Source organism: Spirosoma pulveris (assembly GCF_054781875.1).
In genome coordinates, this window is record NZ_BAAGTO010000004.1 from 270,448 (window position 1) to 287,829 (window position 17,382).

The window sequence follows — 17,382 nt, forward strand, 5'->3', positions numbered from 1 at the left end:
AACCGGGAGGCTTTTTTGTGCGTAAGGCTATGGGGTAGAGATGGCTTGTTTCGCTCTTTTCAACTATAAGCACACCATTTTTTCAAACGGCTTACATATGCCCTCCCAAACGATCACTAAACTCCTGATTCGCTCGTTTCTTCTCACGCTGGGCATGCTCGTTATCTGGTGGGGGCTCGATTCGTTTTTCAGTGGAGCAGTCTGGGCCGGGATGGTGGTGAGCAAATCGGCGCTGGTGGTCGAATACTGCGAATTCAACCATGTGGCCCGGTTCTTTCACCAGCCCATGAATACGTATTCCAATCTGGCGTACTTCTACTTTGGCGTACTGATTCTGCAAATCGCTATGGACGATCATAAACACCAGGGGCTGAAAATTCAGAACCGGCTGGAATCGTTTCCCGCGCTCTCGGCCCTGATGGGCATCTGCTTTATTTACCTGAGTTTTGGCAGCGCCTTTTTTCACGCATCGCTGACGTGGATAGGCCAGCGGGTCGATATGAACGGCACGTATGGTATTACACTCGTTCTGGTTAGTATAGCGTTGTATCATGTGTTGTATAAAATTAGATTGACGCAACCCGTTAAAAACGTCTGGGTCATTGCTTTAGTCATTGTTGTACTCCTGTTTTTGAAAATTGCTTTACTGATTTCCAGCAGTGTTTTGTTGCCTTCACTAATTCTGGCCCTGCTGGTAGGTATTGCGGTAAATTATCTCCAGTTCAGGAGAAAACGCTCGATTCTGTTAGCCATTGCCAGCCTGGTGCTTATGGTGGTTGCCGTTCGATTTCGCACCCTGGATGTGCAGAAAATTGGCTGCGACCCGCATTCATTGATACAAGGACATTCGATTTGGCATTTGCTGACGGCGCTGAGCAGCGTTTGCAGCTATTCGTTCTTCCGATTTACTAAACCCTAGACCAACTACTTGTTAGCATGAAGCGTAACCGATTGATGATTGGCACGATGGCTTTATCCGCGTTTATCTATGCGTGTAAAGTGCAGATGGCAACGAACACGCCAGCTGGTAGCTCCGCTTCGGTGGCGGCTGCTTCTGCCGTCGATAAAGATACCACACTGCCGCTGGCGCCGTTTGCCGTCACGGCCTTAACGCCCGAGCAAAGCCAGCAGGCGTTTGTGCTGCCCCCCGGTTATCATATGGAACTGGTGGCCAGCGAGCCGATGATTACTGAACCCGTGGCCATTGCCTGGGACGGTAACGCCCGTATGTATGTGGCCCAGATGGAAACCTATACGCAGGACGCCGACGGCACCGGTACGAAGGACAAAAAAAGCCGGGTGATGCTGCTGGAAGATACCAACAACGACGGCAAAATGGACAAAAGCTCGGTGTTCATCAAAGACCTGATGCTGCCGCGTATGATCCTGTGTGTCAACCACGAACTGCTGGTGAACGAAACCGATACCTACGATATTTCCAGCTATAAAGACACCAACGGCGATGGCGTTGCCGATGAAAAACGGGCCGTGTATACCGTTGGGAAGGTGGCCCCCGGCAACCTCGAACACCAGCGCAGCGGGTTGGTCTGGAACCTGGACAACTACATCTACCAGACCGTTGATCCCATCCGGTTCCGGTATGTGGGCGGGATGCTCAAGCCCGATTCTCTGCATAGCGGCTCCAATGGCCAGTGGGGATTGACGCACGATAACTACGGTCGGTTGTTTTACAGCCGGGGCGGGGGCGAAAACGCCGGATCGGGCTTCCAGATCAACCCGAAATATGGGGCGCTGGAGTTCGCTGATGCCTACAACGAAGAAACCTTCAGCCCCGTCTGGTCGCGGATTTCCAATCCCGAAGTGCAGGGTGGTCCGCCCCGCTTACGTCCGGACAGTACGCTGAATCACTTTACGTCGGGAAATGGCCAGTCTATCTTCCGGGGCGACCGCCTTCCGGCCGATCTGGTGGGCGATTACCTGATCAACGAACCCGTCGCGCGGATTATCCGCCGGGCCAAAGTCGTGAACCGGGACGGGAAGACCTACCTGGAGAATGTCTATAAACACAAGGAATTTATCGCCAGCACCGATTTCTTCTTCCGGCCCGTCAATACCTACACCGGTCCCGATGGTCTGTTGTATATCATCGACATGAACCGGGGGATTATTCAGGAATCCAATTGGACGAAAAAGGGGACGTTCCTTCGGAATAAAATCGACCAGTATGGCATCGCGAAAGTCAACCAGCGGGGGCGAATCTGGCGTTTGGTACACGACGGTTATAAACCCGGTCCTAAACCCCAGATGCTCGACGTTCCGGCGGCCGATCTGGTGAAACACCTGGATCATCCAAATGGCTGGTGGCGGGATAATGCCCAGAAGCAGATCATACTCCTCGGCGATAAGTCGGTTGTTCCGACGCTGAAACAGATGGCTGGCGGTCAGAAAGGGGCTTCAGCGCTAGGCCGCCTGCACGCATTATGGACGCTGGAAGGCCTGGAGGCCATTGATAAAGATATGCTCTATACGGCTCTGAAAGATACCGATGCGCAAATGCGACGGGCGGCTGTCTGGATCAGCGAACGTTATCTCAAACAGAATGACGGCGACATGATTGCCCATGTAGGCCGTCTGGTGAATGATGAAAATTACGACGTGAAAACGCAGTTGATTTTATCGCTGGGAGCCAATAAGAATGAGCTGGCCCGGCAACTGGTTCAGGATATTCTGGCCCGGAATTCGGGAAACGAAATGCTGGCCCGCGCCAAAAACAGCATCGACCGTAACGAAGATGCCAAAGTTTACGGCATGAAACTGGGGGCATTTACCGCAGCCGATCGGAAGCTGATCGTGAGCGGGGGTGAGATCTATAAAGGCATGTGTTCGCCCTGCCACGGGGGCGATGGCAACGGCTTGCCCACCAACGCGGCACCGGCCCTACGGGGAGCCAGACACGTGAACAACGACCGGGACTACGCCATTCGGATTTTGCTGCACGGCCTGAAAGGCCCGATTGAAGGGAAAGAGTACCCCAGCGAAATGGCCTCTATGAAAGACAACACCGACGAATGGATTGCTTCGGTTGCCAGTTACATCCGCTACGAATTTGTCGGTACATCGACCCGCGCCATAAAAGGGCGGCAATCGGCGGTGGTACAGCCTGAAGAGGTTAAAAAAGTACGGGAAGCCTACGCATCCTCGCGCGGAGCCTGGACAATCGACGAACTGGAAAAACAACTCCTGCCCACAACGACGTTGAAGTAGGAATTTGTGTAGCACCAACCGTCGGTGCATCCTGGTCAGTATTCCTATAAAGTTAATTGAACACAGAGAACATAAAGATTAAATGGCTAGTAATCAACAACTATTCTTTGTGTTCTCTGTGTTTATAACCTAATCTTTTGCCGCTACACACATGAAAGAAGACAACACCATTAACCGCCGGGATTTCGTTGAAAAAGCCGCCACCGCTGTGGCCGGTTTTATGATCGTTCCCCGCTTTGTACTGGGCGGCAAACGTCCCGACGGCACCAAATACCTGGCACCCAGCGATGTCATTTCACTGGGTTTTATCGGTACCGGTAAGCAGGGGAAAGGCCTGATGTCGTCGTTTCTGGGTACGAACGAAGCCCGGATCATCGCCATCAGCGAAGTCTACAAAGCCAAAGCGCAGCAAGGTCTGGATCGGATCAAAGCTCATTACGAAAAGAATCCTCAATCCGGTAAATACGCCGATATTCCGGTCTATACCGATTTTCGGGAACTGCTGGCCCGGAAAGATGTCGACGCCGTCGTGATCGCCACACCCGACCACTGGCACGCGGCTATGGCCGTTCGGGCGGCTCAGGCAGGGAAAGATATTTACTGCGAAAAGCCATTGGCCCTGACCGTGAAAGAAGGCCGGGCGATGGTCGACGCGGCCCGTAAATACAATCGCGTGTTTCAGACGGGGAGCATGCAGCGGTCGTGGCCGGAGTTCCGGCAAACGGCCGAGCTGATTCGCAATGGCTACATCGGCGAGGTAAAAACCATTAAAGTGAACGTCGGCCCGCCACCAACGGCTTACGATCTGCCCGCCGAGCCCATTCCCGATGGGCTGGACTGGAGCAAGTGGCTCGGCCCCAATGAACCCGTTGCCTTTAACTCGGAATTAGCCCCACCGCTCTCGAAAGATGTGTTTCCCAACTGGCGCAACTACCGGGAGTTTGGTGGCGGCATGGTGACCGACTGGGGTGCCCATATGTTCGACATTGTGCAGTGGTCGCTGGATATGGACAACAGCGGACCGGTAGAGGTGATCGCGCCCGATGGTAAAGATCACCCATTCCTGACCTACAAATACGATAACGGCATTGTGATGACTCACGAAAAATGGGACTGGAACAACGCCATCCACTTCGTCGGAACGGAAGGTGAAATTAAAGTGCAGCGGAGAAAGATTGAAACGACACCGGCTTCGCTGGCCACGAAAGAGATCGGAGAGACCGAAAAACACGTGTACCGCAGCGACAACCACTACAAGGATTTTCTGGATGCCATGCGTAAGCGCAGCAAACCCATCTGCGATGTTGAGGTTGGCCACCGCACGGCGTCGGTTTGTAACATAGGCAACATTGCGTACCGGCTCAACCGCTCGCTGCAGTGGAACCCAAAGAAAGAGCAGTTTAAAAATGATGCCGAAGCCAACGCGCTGCTGGGACGCCCCATGAAAAACGAGTGGGGGATAAAGATTTAAGTAGTACCGACCTGTGTAGTGCCGAGCGTCCCGGTCGGGTGTGAAGTAATTTGCCTTACACCCGACCGGGACGCTCGGCACTACACAGGTCGGATGTCAAAAACAAAGTCTTTTATGCCCGGATTTATCAAATGGAGTGTCGTCGCAGGCATCATCGGCTGTGTGCTGATTTGTATTGGCATGGCGATGAGGTCCGCTACCCCACAACCACCTAACATCGTATACATCCTGGCCGATGACCTGGGGTATGGCGACGTGTCGGTCTATAACCCAACGGGGAAGATTGCTACCCCTAACATTGATAAACTGGCTGCACAGGGTATGCGCTTTACGGATGCGCATTCGCCTTCGGGTGTGTGTACGCCTACCCGGTACTCCCTGCTGACGGGGCGTTATCCGTGGCGCAGTCGCTTACCCGTGGGCGTTTTGCGCGGCTATAGTCGAACGCTGATCGAAGCGGATCGTCCAACGGTGGCCTCGTTGCTGAAACGGAATGGATACCAAACGGCGGTCATCGGCAAATGGCATCTGGGCTTAGACTGGGTTCCGAAGAAAGGCAGCGAGTCGGTGCTGGCGTCGGCGGGGTATGGCATCCAGTCGGAGATGGACCCGGCGGTGATTGATTTTTCGCAGAATCCGGCACAGGGACCTAATACAATAGGGTTCGATTATTCATATGTGCTGCCCGCTTCGCTCGATATGCCACCCTACTGTTACCTGGAAAATCATAAACTGACCGAATTGCCCACTGGCTACACCAAAGGCAACAAAATAGAGTCGGGCTACGCGGGTCCTTTCTGGCGCGAAGGCAGCATGGCCCCCTCCTTCGATTTTCATGGCGTACTGCCCCGATTTGTTGAGAAAGCGGTTGGTTTTTTGAACCGCCAAACCGCTCGAAAACCGTTCTTTCTGTATTTACCGCTGGCGGCCCCCCACACGCCCTGGATGCCGACAAAAAACTATACGGGCAAATCGAAAGCGGGCGAATATGGCGATTTTGTGCAGCAGGTCGACGCGGCCGTGGGGGAGGTGTTAACGGCTCTCGAAAAAACGGGATTGGCCGGTAATACCCTCGTTGTTTTTACCAGTGATAACGGGCCGTACTGGCGCGATGATTACGTGAAGCGTTTCGACCACAGAGCCGCTGGCGGGTTCAGGGGTATGAAAGGCGATGCGTTCGAAGGGGGCCACCGCATTCCGTTTATCGTTCGCTGGCCCGGCACCGTGAAAGCCGGAACGGTGAGTCAGGCCACCACAACGCTGGCTAACCTGACGGCGACGTGCCGGGAGATTCTGGGTAATACCAATCCCAATCAGGACGATAGCTACAGCATCCTGTCGGTGCTTTCGGGGAAGAGCAAGGATGTACCGAACCAGCCGGCCGTCGTGCATAGTTCGTCAATCGGTTTCTTTGCCATTCGGAAGGGAGATTGGAAGCTGATCGAAGGGCTGGGCTCGGGCGGTTTTACAGACCCCAAAGAAATCAAACCCAAAGCAGGCGAGCCGATCGGGCAGTTATACAACCTCGCCACCGATCAACTGGAAACCACCAATGTGTACCAGCAACATCCCGAAAAAGTAAAGGAGCTAACGGATTTGCTGACGAAAATTAAAGAGGGACATTGATGTAAAACCAATTACCGGAAACGACAAGGGCGGCAAAAGAGTATTTTGCCGCCCTTGTTATGTCTCAAAAAAGAAGACACGACTTACACCGTAGCGCCCTCTTTCAATCTTTCAGCATTTTCAGCGATGCGGAGTTGCTCGATAAATTCGCCAATACCGCCATCCATAACCGCAGGCAGGTTATAGACCGTAAGCCCGATGCGGTGGTCCGTTACGCGGCTTTGTGGGTAGTTATAGGTTCTGATCTTGTCGGAACGGTCGCCACTGCCCACCATCGTTTTACGCTGCGAGGCAATCGCATCATTATGTTTCTGCAACTCAATCTCATAAAGTCGTGACCGCAATACCGTCAGGGCTTTATCGAAGTTCTTCAACTGTGAACGTTCGTCCTGACACTGCACCACCAGCCCCGTTGGAATGTGCGTTAACCGCACGGCCGAATAGGTGGTGTTTACCGACTGACCACCCGCTCCCGACGAACAGAACGTGTCTTTGCGAATGTCGTTCATGTTAATGTCCACGTCCACCTCTTCGGCTTCGGGCAGTACGGCCACGCTGGCGGCCGAGGTATGAATCCGGCCCTGGGTTTCGGTAGCCGGTACACGCTGCACCCGATGAACCCCCGACTCGAACTTCAGTTTGCCGTACACATCTTCCCCCTCGATTTCGGTGATGATCTCTTTATAACCACCGGAAGTACCTTCCGTAAAATCGACCAGCGACATGCGCCATCCCATTTTCTCACAGAACCGTTGGTACATACGGAAAATATCGCCCGCAAAAATGGCGGCTTCGTCGCCCCCGGTGCCGCCCCGAATCTCGAGGATGACGTTTTTGCTGTCATTCGGGTCTTTCGGCATCAGCATTTCCTTGAGCGTTTCCTCCAGATCAGACCGGCGGGGCAACAGTTCGTCCAGTTCGCCTTTGGCCATTTCCCGAAAATCTTCGTCCTTTTCGGTGGCGATGATTTTTTTTGCATTATCAATCTCTTCGAGCAGTTGAAGGTACGCCTGGTACTGCACGACGATTTTTTCGAGGTCCTTATATTCTTTACTCAACTTCATAAATCGCTTCTGGTCCGAAACCGCTTCGGGCTGCACGATTTGTTGAGCTACTTCGTTGAAGCGTTCGCGGATGGCTTCTAACTGATCAAGCATATATGTATAACTTTTTTTGTCATTCCCCGGAACGACAAGAGGGTGTATCTGGTAAGAAAAACAAAATTACGAAAAATCCGTGGTCCGGCATTCTGTAGGTCGGTGCCCCGGCAGTTTAGCATTCGTTAAATGCAACCAAGCTACTAACGAAATCGTTTTCCAGACAAATGACGAAACGCTATTCCTTTAAGTTCCTGTGTATGATACGCCCGCTACTTATCTCCGGTTTATTAATCAGCCTTTTGATCCAATGCAATCCAGAGCGGGTTCGCTATACTAACGAGTTGAAGCAGGAAATGGCCGACTCGAAAATCAAGCGGATCACAAACGCCGATCTCGTCGAAACGGTCGATGACCTAGGCGGTAAGGTAACGGCTGTACTGGAAAAAGAACTCACGACCCAGCTTCAGAAAACAACGGACCCCGCCGACCGTACCAAGCTGTGCCAGTTACAGAATCTGCCCCGCACCAAAGCCATTGCCGAACGCTACGCGCTGGATATACGCTTGCTGGGCGAGGCCGATATCCAGAACAAAGGACTGAGTGCTAAAGAGCGGGAAATTCTGGATGCTTATCTATACAGTGCCAAACAGAAGCAGTCGCCGATCTCCAACATCCAAAAGCTTACCGACACAACCTACGTATACAACAAGCCCGTTGCGCTCAGCAGCCCCATTTGTGATATTTGTTTCGGCAAACAGGAAACGCCCTTCGCGGTCTGGCATCTGGGTTTCAACAAGCGGGAAGTGGTCCGGCGGATGAGTGCGTCGGTTAAGAAGAAGTCGTCGTAAGGCTGTGGCTGGCGTTAGTTGCCGTCGTGCCTGTACTCACCACCCACTCAATTAATCGTTTTGCGGTTTCTGCCGGGTTATCCTCAGCCGTTTCAATCGTTTGAATGGTGGACGGGTCGCGGTGGGAAAGGCCGTGCAGGTACGCTTTGTCGTAGTAGTCGAGAGTCAAATCGGCGACGGTGGCGTAATCATGATTAGTCAGCGCATTGAGGGCGTCCTGCGTTACTTTGCCGCCCAGCCGTTTGCGGATTCGCTCGGTGGCTTCAACGAGTAGGCCGTGGTCGATGTTGGCGTATTCGGTTACCAGACGAGTGACGCGCTCAGCCTTCGGAAGGTCGATAAACGCTACCGGAGCCGCCCGCATCTGCTGCCAGAGGGCCATCGGAATAAAGCACGATCCGATGTTTCGGCTCTCATCTTCGAGCCAGATTCGGCGGCTGGTATCCAAGGTTAGCAGCGTCTGGAAAATCAGGTTTTCGAACTGCTCCGATGCGGGCTGCGGGCGTTGACCAATGGCTCCGTACGATGAGCCTTTATGGTTGGCAAGCCCTTCCAGATCAATAATCTGTTCACCCTGTCGGGCCAGCTCTTTCAGAATATCGGTTTTGCCACTACCCGTTTTTCCGCCCAGAATAATCAGCTTGAGGGGTTGGGTAAACGAGTCGAGCACGGCATTGCGGTAAGCTTTGTAGCCACCCACCAGCGTTGAAGCAGCTAGTCCGGCGGTGTCCAGCAGCCAGGCAAACGACCCGCTGCGCATACCCCCGCGCCAGCAATGCACCAGTACTTCCTTGTCTTGTGGGTTCAGTTTTTTCGACTGCTTGACAAAGTCGGCCAGCTTCGGTCCAACCATACTGAGGCCCATCAATACAGCCGCGTCTTTGCCCGCATTTTTGTATTTGGTACCCACCTGGGCCCGTTCATCGTTGTCGAAAAGCGGAATACTCACCGCCCCCGGAATATGCGCATGGTCATACTCCCCCGGCGACCGGACGTCAATGACCGGCAGGGTGCGCGCCTTGCCTAAAAACTCTTCGACGGATAGTTTACGGACCATATCTGAACCAGGATTTATTTGATTTTTTTGATGGGCTATGATTTCACTAAGCAACTGTTCTGGCTTTTTGTATTGGTAACTGCTCAAACTTTTGTTGCATTGCTAGATTCATCATTCTAGGAAAAACGCCTGTTGCCTACGCATTCATATAAGTTTAAACGGCTACTGAATTAATCAAAGTTGCCTACTTTTAAATCATAATCCCGCTTTCAAATCATAGTCTGTCAAATTAATCAGCTAAATCCCGGTCAAGGCAGCGTAAATACATCTGAATCGTGTTCTCCAGTCCAAAATAAAGGGCATCGCAAACAAGCGCGTGGCCGATGGATACTTCCTCCAGGCCAGGCACCTGCTCATCAAAGAAGCGCAGGTTTTCCAGGCTCAGGTCATGGCCCGCGTTTAGGCCCAGGCCCAGCTCAATGGCGCGTTGAGCCGCCCGAACAAACGGTGCCACGGCGGCTTCCCGGTTTTCGGCGTAGTGGGCCGCGTAGGGTTCCGTATATAATTCAATCCGGTCGGTCCCTACGGCTTTGGCCCCTTCGACCATGCGCTCATCAGCATCGACGAAAATAGACACCCGAATGCCATCGGCTTTGAATGTATCGACCAGATACCTAAGGTGATCGGCGTGGCGGATGGTATCCCAGCCCGCGTTGGAGGTAATGGCATCGACCGCATCGGGAACGAGCGTCACCTGGGCGGGCTTCACCCGTTTCACCAGTTCGATGAAACGCTCGTCGGGGTTACCTTCAATATTGAATTCCGTCGTGACGACCTCGTGCAAATCCAGCACATCCTGATAGCGGATATGCCGTTCGTCGGGGCGGGGGTGAACCGTAATTCCCTGCGCACCGAATCGTTCGCAATCGAGGGCGACCTTCACCAGATCGGGGTTGTTGCCACCGCGTGCGTTACGGATGGTCGCAATTTTGTTGATGTTAACGCTTAAACGTGTCATTTTTCAATGAGCGAGAGAGTAAAAGAACGAAAGAGCGAACCGGAACGCCGGACCGCAGTGAATAACGTTGTCTGACTTCGTAACTTTGCCGAAACAGTGAAGGTTCATTGGTTTTCTACCACTCTTTCGCTCATTCACTCTTTCGCTCTTTACATTATGTCTTTAAAACAACAAATTGACGCCGATATAAAGCAGGCTATGCTGGCCAAGGATCAGGATAAATTGCGGGCCTTGCGGGCTGTAAAATCAATGATCCTGCTCGAGGAAACCAAAGAAGGACAATCCGGCGACCTGAAGCCTGAGGATGAAACCAAAATTCTGACCAAAGCTGTAAAGCAGCGGAAAGATTCGGCGGACATCTACCGGCAGCAAAACCGCGCCGACTTACTGGCCGTTGAAGAAGCTGAAATCGCCGTTATCGAACAATATCTGCCCAAGCAGCTTTCGGAAGATGAACTGAAGGCGAAACTTCAGGCCATCATGACCCGCTTGGGCGCATCGGTGCCCTCCGATCTGGGTAAAGTAATGGGCGTTGCCTCCAAAGAACTCGCCGGGCAAGCCGATGGGAAAGCCATCTCGGCGATGGTGAAAACGTTATTAGCATAGGGAATAGGGGTAAGGGCAGAGGGTTTAGTCTTGTGTCCCGTTCCGAACCCTCTGCCCTTATCCTTCTGCCCCCTGCACTATGAACACGCTCGATTTACTCATGCTCATTCCCCTGGCCTGGGGGATTTTTAACGGATACCGCAAAGGTCTGCTCGTGGAGATCGTGGCGATTATCGCGTTTGTGGTGGCCATGATTGTCGGGTTTAAATTTCTGGCGTTTGGCATTGACCTGCTTAGTCCCTACATCAGCCGCGAACTGGCCCGGAAAATCCTGCCATGGCTGGGTTTCTCCGTCATCTTTTTTCCGACGGTGATCATGATCAACCAGATGGGATTTGCCATCCGTCGGTCGTTAAAGTACTCCATATTAGGCACGTTTGATAGCGTGGCCGGGGCCACCGTTGGCCTTTTTACGTGGGTTTTTGGAATTAGTGTTATCCTTTGGTTGTTCAGTTATATGGGCGTGAAAATGCCCGCCCGCCAAACAGAAACCGCCTTTTTATACCCATATATCCGGCCCATTGCGCCTAAAGTGATGGACAAAGCCGCTGTTTGGGTGCCCAAAGGACTGGAAGAGGGGAAGAAATGGAGAAGTAGCGCCGACCGTCTCGGTCGGTTGAATTAGCTTCAGCCGATCATTTGCTGTTCTACTCATTCAAATGGGTACGCATTTTGTACAAATGAGTGTGTTCAGAGTCTCTCCAGAATACGCTCATTTTTGCAAAATGATGAAAAGTAAAACTTTCCTAAGTCTCTGCCTCATAACATTCTTGCTAGCTACAACTACTTGCGCCCAGCTACAGGGACGTGTGTTGTCGAAAGAGAATCAACGAGCTATACCATACGCTACTATTTATCTGAAGAATAACGCCATCGGTGCCCATGCCAACGAAAAGGGTGAGTTTGTCATAGACGCGAAAGGCATTACCAACGATACGGTCTATATTCAGTCTATTGGCTATAAGACTCTACGAATAGCCTTGCCGGATGCGCTAAACACGACCTCGTTTCACCTGAGCGAATCACCAATTACCTTACAGGCCACTAACGTCCGGAAACGAAAGCAAATAAACTCGCTTTGGAAAGGCGCTATTGAAGACCATAAAGGCTTTATTTTTGGTCAGATGGGTGGTTCCATGTTGCGGGAAGTTGCCTTATACATCCCGAATGATGAGAACAAAGAAGGCCTTTTAAATGCAGCAGGCTTCTATATCGTGCGCTTTGGAAAGCATAAAACCCCGTTCAGAGTTCGTGTTTACGAGCCGGATGGCGACATGTCTGGCAAGGATTTATTAACTGAAAATGTGGTAATCCATGCCAGCGGGTCGAATCGCTATTGCACGGTAGACTTGCGTAAATTCAATATTCCCTTTGGCGAAAACGGCGTTTTTATCTCCATGGAATGGCTCAATCTGAATGATAAAAAATACTACTACGATGTAAAGTACCGCAATAGCAAAGCGGTGAATACATTCTATGGCCAGCAAATAGGTCTTTCCAATGAATTCGAAGAATTACAGGGACGTGTAAGAATCAATCAGGGCGACTGGAAAACGATGAAAATGGGGTATGCATCGCCCATGTTTAAGGTGAAGATTGATTTTTACGAAGACTGACTCAGGAAACTTTGCCAGTCTGTATAGCTGTTGTACCAGTATAATGAAACAAGATATTCGTAAACTGACGGCGGTTCAGTTAAAAGACTGGTTTACTAAAAACGGCGAACAGGGTTTCCGGGCCAAACAGGTGCACGAATGGCTCTGGAAAAAATCGGCGTCGTCGTTCGAGCAGATGACAAACCTGTCGCTGTCGACGCGGGAGGTGCTGAACGCTAATTTCGAAATTCGTCCGCTCACCGTCGATCAGCAGCAGAAAAGCAACGATGGCACGATCAAGTCGTCATTCAAGCTGTTTGATGGTAATCTGGTTGAGGGTGTTCTGATTCCGGCTTTGCGCAATGATGACTTAGATAGAATGACCGCCTGTGTATCGAGCCAGGTGGGCTGCTCGCTGACGTGTAAGTTCTGCGCCACGGGCTATATGGACCGGAAGCGCAACCTCGATGCGGCTGAAATCTATGACCAGGTGGTAGCTATTGACCGGCAGGCCAAAGAAAACTACGACGCGCCCCTGACCAACATCGTGTACATGGGCATGGGCGAACCGCTGCTGAACTATAAAAACGTCCTCGAATCCGTCGACCGCATCACCTCGCCCGATGGCCTGGGCATGTCGCCGAAACGAATTACCGTATCGACGGCGGGCATTGCCAAGATGATCCGGCAACTCGGCGACGACGAAGTAAAGTTTAACCTTGCTTTGTCGCTCCACGCGGCCAACGATCTGAAGCGCGACCAGATCATGCCGATCAACGAAAGCAACACGCTGGAGGCTCTGGGCGATGCGCTGACGTACTTTTACAAGAAAACCGGCACGCGTATTACGTTTGAGTACATTCTCTTCTACAATTTCAACGATACGCTTCAGGACGCTCAGGAGCTTTGGAAATTCACCAAGCGTGTACCCGCCAAGGTCAACATCATCGAATACAACCCCATTGCCGAAGCCAATTTCAAGAATACCGATCCGCAAACGCTGGACAAATTCGCCGGATATCTGGAAGACAAAGGCGTTATCGTAAACGTCCGCCGGAGCCGGGGTAAAGACATTGATGCCGCCTGCGGGCAGTTGGCCGGGAAAAAGGCGTAGAGACCGGTCCGCCGTGGTCCGGCATTCCGTTGCGTCTGTCTTGTAGAGACAATACTTCGCGTCTCATAAAGGCCATTCTTTCCCTTATAAAAGCCTATTTGTAATAGGCTTTTTTCTTGTTCCATAGGCCATTCTTTACTCATGTCCAGGCTGAGACGCAAAGGATTACCGCAACGGCGGACCGGTCACTACTTAACAATTTGGTAATATTGCTCTGCCTAGTTTCCCGTACTTTTGTGGCAATCATAGGCTTACGGACCCACCGTCGGCAAAACCATAGAAGATACACCAATATGTTTGGATTAGAAACGGATGTTTTTATCCTCCTCTTTATCAGCCTTTTCGCTGCCTGCGCCTTCGAATTTGTTAACGGATTTCACGATACAGCCAATGCCGTTGCAACAGTTATATACACGAACTCCCTGAAACCGACGGTTGCCGTTGTGTGGTCAGGGATTTGCAATTTTACAGGTGTCTTGCTGGGTGGCATTGGCGTTGCCATGGGCATTGTCAACCTGCTCCCGGTTGAGTTACTCGTCGATCAGAACGTATACCATAGCGTAGCCATGGTACTTGCCCTGCTGCTCAGTGCTATTATCTGGAATCTGGGTACCTGGTATTTTGGCCTGCCCAGTTCGAGTTCACACACCCTTATTGGCTCTATTTTAGGCGTTGGCCTGGCATTTGCTACGATGCCCGAGAACAAAACCGGAGCGGCCGTTAACTGGGATAAAGCCATTGAAACAGGTTACGCGCTGTTGTTATCTCCGCTGTTAGGCTTTAGTCTGGCCATCGTGCTGATGTTCATTTTGCGTCGTTCGGTACCGGAAGAGGCTAAAGATCAATTATTTAAAGAGCCTAAGAAAAATACGGAGCCGCCTGCCTGGGTGCGGGCTATATTGATTGCGACCTGCTCGCTGGTTAGTTTCTTTCACGGCAGCAACGATGGGCAGAAGGGCGTGGGCCTGATTATGCTCATCCTGATCGGCATCGTTCCTTACCATTTTGCGGTAAAGGCCGATCTTGACCCGCGCCTGATGCAGACGAACGTTACGGCCATTCAGCAAACCATGAGTGCGCTGGATTCAACGCATCTGTCATCGACGAACCGCGCTCGTGTGGTTCAAACCAATACAGAGCTGGCTGAGTTAAGTGCGCTGGTAAACGGCCGACTTGTTGACGGTAAAATTCCAAACGAGAAACGGCTGGACGTCCGTCGGGACTTGCTCCTTATTAACAGCAACATCAAAAAGATTACGGCCGATGAAGGATCAAATCTCAGCGCGGCTCAGGTAGCTCAATTAAATAAGAACTTAGGTGAAGAGGGCGGATTGCGTCGGTTTACGGATTATGCACCGCTTTGGGTTATATTGATGATTGCCCTATCGCTGGGGCTTGGCACCATGATTGGCTGGCGCCGGATTGTGGTGACGGTAGGCGAGAAAATTGGTAAGCAACACCTGACGTATGCCCAGGGCGCATCGGCAGAGCTGGTAGCGGCCATGATGATTGGTATGGCTTCCTGGCTGAAACTACCCGTGAGTACAACCCATGTGCTTTCGTCGGGTATTGCCGGGAGCATGGTAGCTAACAAAGGCGTCAAGAACCTACAGGCGGGCACGGTCAAAAATATTGCGCTGGCCTGGATACTTACACTGCCCGTTTCGGTGCTTTTATCGTTCACACTCTATATCTTCTTCCGCTGGGTATTGTAGTTACACGGCTGAAAAATTGATGACAGGGTATAAACAAGAAACTAAACGCCATAGCTTGAAGCTATGGCGTTTAGTTTCTTGTTTATACCCTGTAAATGTTACTGAACCCATTCCGGGGCATCCTGCTCGATGGCATGACGGACTTTGGCGACGATCTCGTCAACGGTTTCGTCGGGCCCGAACTGCATCGGTTCTTTAAACTGAACCGTAAGGAGTGTGTTTCGTTTTTTGAAGCGTAATCCTTTCTTATCGAAGGCTCGCCGAAATCCATTGATAACGACCGGCACCACAATGGGCTCATTATTCTTGATGAGGTGCCCTGTGCCCTTCCGTACCGGCGCATAGGGTGTCGTTGTGCCCTGCGGAAAGCTGACAACCCAGCCGTGGGCCAGTGCTTTGGCAATCTTCTCATTGGCCGAATTATCCACTGCCCGTTGCACCTCGCGCCCCTCGGCCCGCCACGAACGTTCGATGGTCAAAGCGCCACCCGCTGCAAAAACGCGGGGTACAATGCCTTTTTTCATCGTTTCTGAAGCCGCCACGTAGTACTGCCTCGCCCTGGGCCCGAACAGGTAGACAGGGGGTAAAAGGGTGTTTTGAAAGCCCCACTTCACCGCACAGAAGATGTGAAAAAACGCAATAACATCGGCAAAATACGTTTGGTGATTGGATAAAAACAGAACGTTGTTGATTGGTAAATTCTCCAGATTTTCTGTCCCTTCAATCTGAATCCGGTTCACAACCGTGTAGCGTGCGTAGGTTAGCCAACCAACCAATCCAATTATTATTCGTCTGAACAGCAATGAGTTACCAAAGGGGTCGCACTCGAATAGGCCAAGTATATCCAGCGGCATCAGGAACTTGGGCAGGTAACTGAATTTAGTTGGCTTTATGTACTTCATTTTCTGGGTAGGAATCGCAACTAGCTGGTAAAGTTACAAGTATGCTACAATGTTTTAAAGAAAAAGTGCAAGTCCCTGATTTACATGTGAAACATGACTGAATGACCTGGGGCTTCAGCAGCTATCGGGAAGGAAGAAAAACTTTTTTTTTAGCCGAATTAATCCTTTCGCTGGCTACCTCCTCTAACCATCAAATTCGCAACAATAACCAATTCGCCTATTGCCGACAGTTTACACAACCAGGTTCAGGTTTCTATTTTTTCTCATCTATTTTCCCTTTACAACCATGAAACGAATTGTGCTTGCCGGTGTCATTGCTTTGTTCGGCTTATTTGCGGCCCAAAGCACCTTTGCTCAAGTTCAGGTCGGCATCCGGGGCGGTGCTAACTTCGGCTTTGCGTCGAAACCCGAATACCTGGGTAGTTTAACTCCAGACTTCTATTCATCCATCGGACCAACCGGTGCTCTTTTCCTTGATATTCCGCTCAGTGATCGCGTATCGTTCCGCCCGGAGGTGTCGTACATACGTAAGGGTGTTGCTATAAAAGAAGGCTTTGATATTAATCTGGGCGGCTTCTCGCTGCCAATCGGGGCCTCGATCGCTTATCAGTCACAACAGATTGAAGTGCCCCTATTGTTTAAATTTAACCTGACCGATGGTCCTGTTCAGCCTTACTTTATCGCTGGTCCGGCCGTAAGTTACGCCTTCGACGGCCGTATCCGTACCCGTGGATCTGCTCTGTTCACGACAAAGCCATTTGATATAGATGTTAATTACGGCGGTATGCTAACCCCCTGGGATGTTAGCGCCGTGGGCGGCTTAGGGCTGGCCGTGGATGCCGGTGCCGGTAAGTTCTTTGTCGAGGGTCGCTATACACATGGGTTCACCCGCCAAGTGCAGGTACCGGTTGTTAATGTCAACGTTCGAAATCGTGGCGTAGCCGTATCGCTGGGTTACTCATTCCCGATTGGTTATTAGTTGATTGGTGGAATGAGTGAGGTAAGTTAATGCCCACTATCACTGCACTCAATTAACTTACTCATCACTCCACCACTTCACTACTCTACCATTCCCATCATTCACTCATTTTTTTATTGAATCAACCTGAGTTAGTAAAGGCGGAGTCTCTCGACTTCGCCTTTCTTGTTTAGGATGAGAATGTAG

Annotated in this window: 15 protein-coding genes; 11 read left to right on the plus strand and 4 right to left on the minus strand. The window is 51.4% G+C overall.

Translation table 11 applies throughout. The features are described 5' to 3' along the window. Positions 1-97 precede the first annotated feature (97 nt). From ACYVJM_RS16990 to ACYVJM_RS17005, 4 genes are all read left to right on the plus strand, one after another. Positions 98-919, plus strand: a complete 822-nt coding sequence (locus ACYVJM_RS16990) for a ceramidase domain-containing protein (protein WP_461149419.1) — start codon at positions 98-100, stop codon at positions 917-919. A gap of 17 nt (positions 920-936) precedes the next feature. Beyond that, positions 937-3,225 (plus strand): DUF7133 domain-containing protein, encoded by a 2,289-nt coding sequence (locus ACYVJM_RS16995; protein WP_461149420.1) that lies wholly within the window; start codon positions 937-939, stop codon positions 3,223-3,225. A gap of 151 nt (positions 3,226-3,376) precedes the next feature. Beyond that, complete coding sequence (locus tag ACYVJM_RS17000; RefSeq protein WP_461149421.1) at positions 3,377-4,696, plus strand: Gfo/Idh/MocA family protein; 1,320 nt, start codon at positions 3,377-3,379, stop codon at positions 4,694-4,696. 114 nt (positions 4,697-4,810) lie between these two features. Beyond that, positions 4,811-6,322: a sulfatase family protein gene (locus tag ACYVJM_RS17005; protein WP_461149422.1), complete on the plus strand. Its 1,512-nt coding sequence runs from the start codon at positions 4,811-4,813 to the stop codon at positions 6,320-6,322. A gap of 83 nt (positions 6,323-6,405) precedes the next feature. On the opposite strand, the gene prfA is transcribed toward ACYVJM_RS17005, so the two are convergent. Beyond that, positions 6,406-7,479 carry a peptide chain release factor 1 gene (gene prfA, locus ACYVJM_RS17010; protein ID WP_461149423.1) on the minus strand — a complete coding sequence of 358 codons (1,074 nt, stop codon included), beginning with the start codon at positions 7,477-7,479 and terminating at the stop codon, positions 6,406-6,408. Positions 7,480-7,679: 200 nt separating this feature from the next. Here prfA and ACYVJM_RS17015 point away from each other — a divergent pair, with 200 nt between their 5' ends. After that, positions 7,680-8,270 carry a hypothetical protein gene (locus ACYVJM_RS17015; RefSeq protein ID WP_461149424.1) on the plus strand — a complete coding sequence of 197 codons (591 nt, stop codon included), beginning with the start codon at positions 7,680-7,682 and terminating at the stop codon, positions 8,268-8,270. Here the strand turns inward: ACYVJM_RS17015 and mnmH are convergent. Further along, complete coding sequence (mnmH, locus tag ACYVJM_RS17020; RefSeq protein ID WP_461149425.1) at positions 8,251-9,327, minus strand: tRNA 2-selenouridine(34) synthase MnmH; 1,077 nt, start codon at positions 9,325-9,327, stop codon at positions 8,251-8,253. The genes ACYVJM_RS17015 and mnmH overlap by 20 nt on opposite strands. A 229-nt stretch (positions 9,328-9,556) precedes the next feature. Beyond that, positions 9,557-10,285: a pyridoxine 5'-phosphate synthase gene (locus ACYVJM_RS17025; RefSeq protein WP_461149426.1), complete on the minus strand. Its 729-nt coding sequence runs from the start codon at positions 10,283-10,285 to the stop codon at positions 9,557-9,559. 156 nt (positions 10,286-10,441) lie between these two features. Here ACYVJM_RS17025 and ACYVJM_RS17030 point away from each other — a divergent pair, with 156 nt between their 5' ends. From ACYVJM_RS17030 to ACYVJM_RS17050, 5 genes are all read left to right on the plus strand, one after another. Further along, on the plus strand, positions 10,442-10,891 hold the full coding sequence (locus ACYVJM_RS17030; protein WP_461149427.1) for a GatB/YqeY domain-containing protein: 450 nt from the start codon (positions 10,442-10,444) through the stop codon (positions 10,889-10,891). Between the two features lie 79 nt (positions 10,892-10,970). Further along, on the plus strand, positions 10,971-11,516 hold the full coding sequence (locus ACYVJM_RS17035; protein WP_461149428.1) for a CvpA family protein: 546 nt from the start codon (positions 10,971-10,973) through the stop codon (positions 11,514-11,516). Positions 11,517-11,661: 145 nt separating this feature from the next. Further along, positions 11,662-12,507, plus strand: coding sequence for a carboxypeptidase-like regulatory domain-containing protein (locus tag ACYVJM_RS17040; protein WP_461149429.1), 846 nt, complete (start codon positions 11,662-11,664; stop codon positions 12,505-12,507). Between the two features lie 43 nt (positions 12,508-12,550). Beyond that, positions 12,551-13,600 carry a dual-specificity RNA methyltransferase RlmN gene (rlmN, locus tag ACYVJM_RS17045; protein WP_461149430.1) on the plus strand — a complete coding sequence of 350 codons (1,050 nt, stop codon included), beginning with the start codon at positions 12,551-12,553 and terminating at the stop codon, positions 13,598-13,600. 293 nt (positions 13,601-13,893) lie between these two features. After that, positions 13,894-15,315, plus strand: a complete 1,422-nt coding sequence (locus ACYVJM_RS17050) for an inorganic phosphate transporter (protein ID WP_461149431.1) — start codon at positions 13,894-13,896, stop codon at positions 15,313-15,315. A gap of 98 nt (positions 15,316-15,413) precedes the next feature. On the opposite strand, the gene ACYVJM_RS17055 is transcribed toward ACYVJM_RS17050, so the two are convergent. Further along, positions 15,414-16,217: a lysophospholipid acyltransferase family protein gene (locus ACYVJM_RS17055; RefSeq protein WP_461149432.1), complete on the minus strand. Its 804-nt coding sequence runs from the start codon at positions 16,215-16,217 to the stop codon at positions 15,414-15,416. Positions 16,218-16,503: 286 nt separating this feature from the next. Here ACYVJM_RS17055 and ACYVJM_RS17060 point away from each other — a divergent pair, with 286 nt between their 5' ends. Then, on the plus strand, positions 16,504-17,196 hold the full coding sequence (locus tag ACYVJM_RS17060) for a porin family protein (protein WP_461149433.1): 693 nt from the start codon (positions 16,504-16,506) through the stop codon (positions 17,194-17,196). The last annotated feature ends 186 nt before the right edge of the window (positions 17,197-17,382 follow it).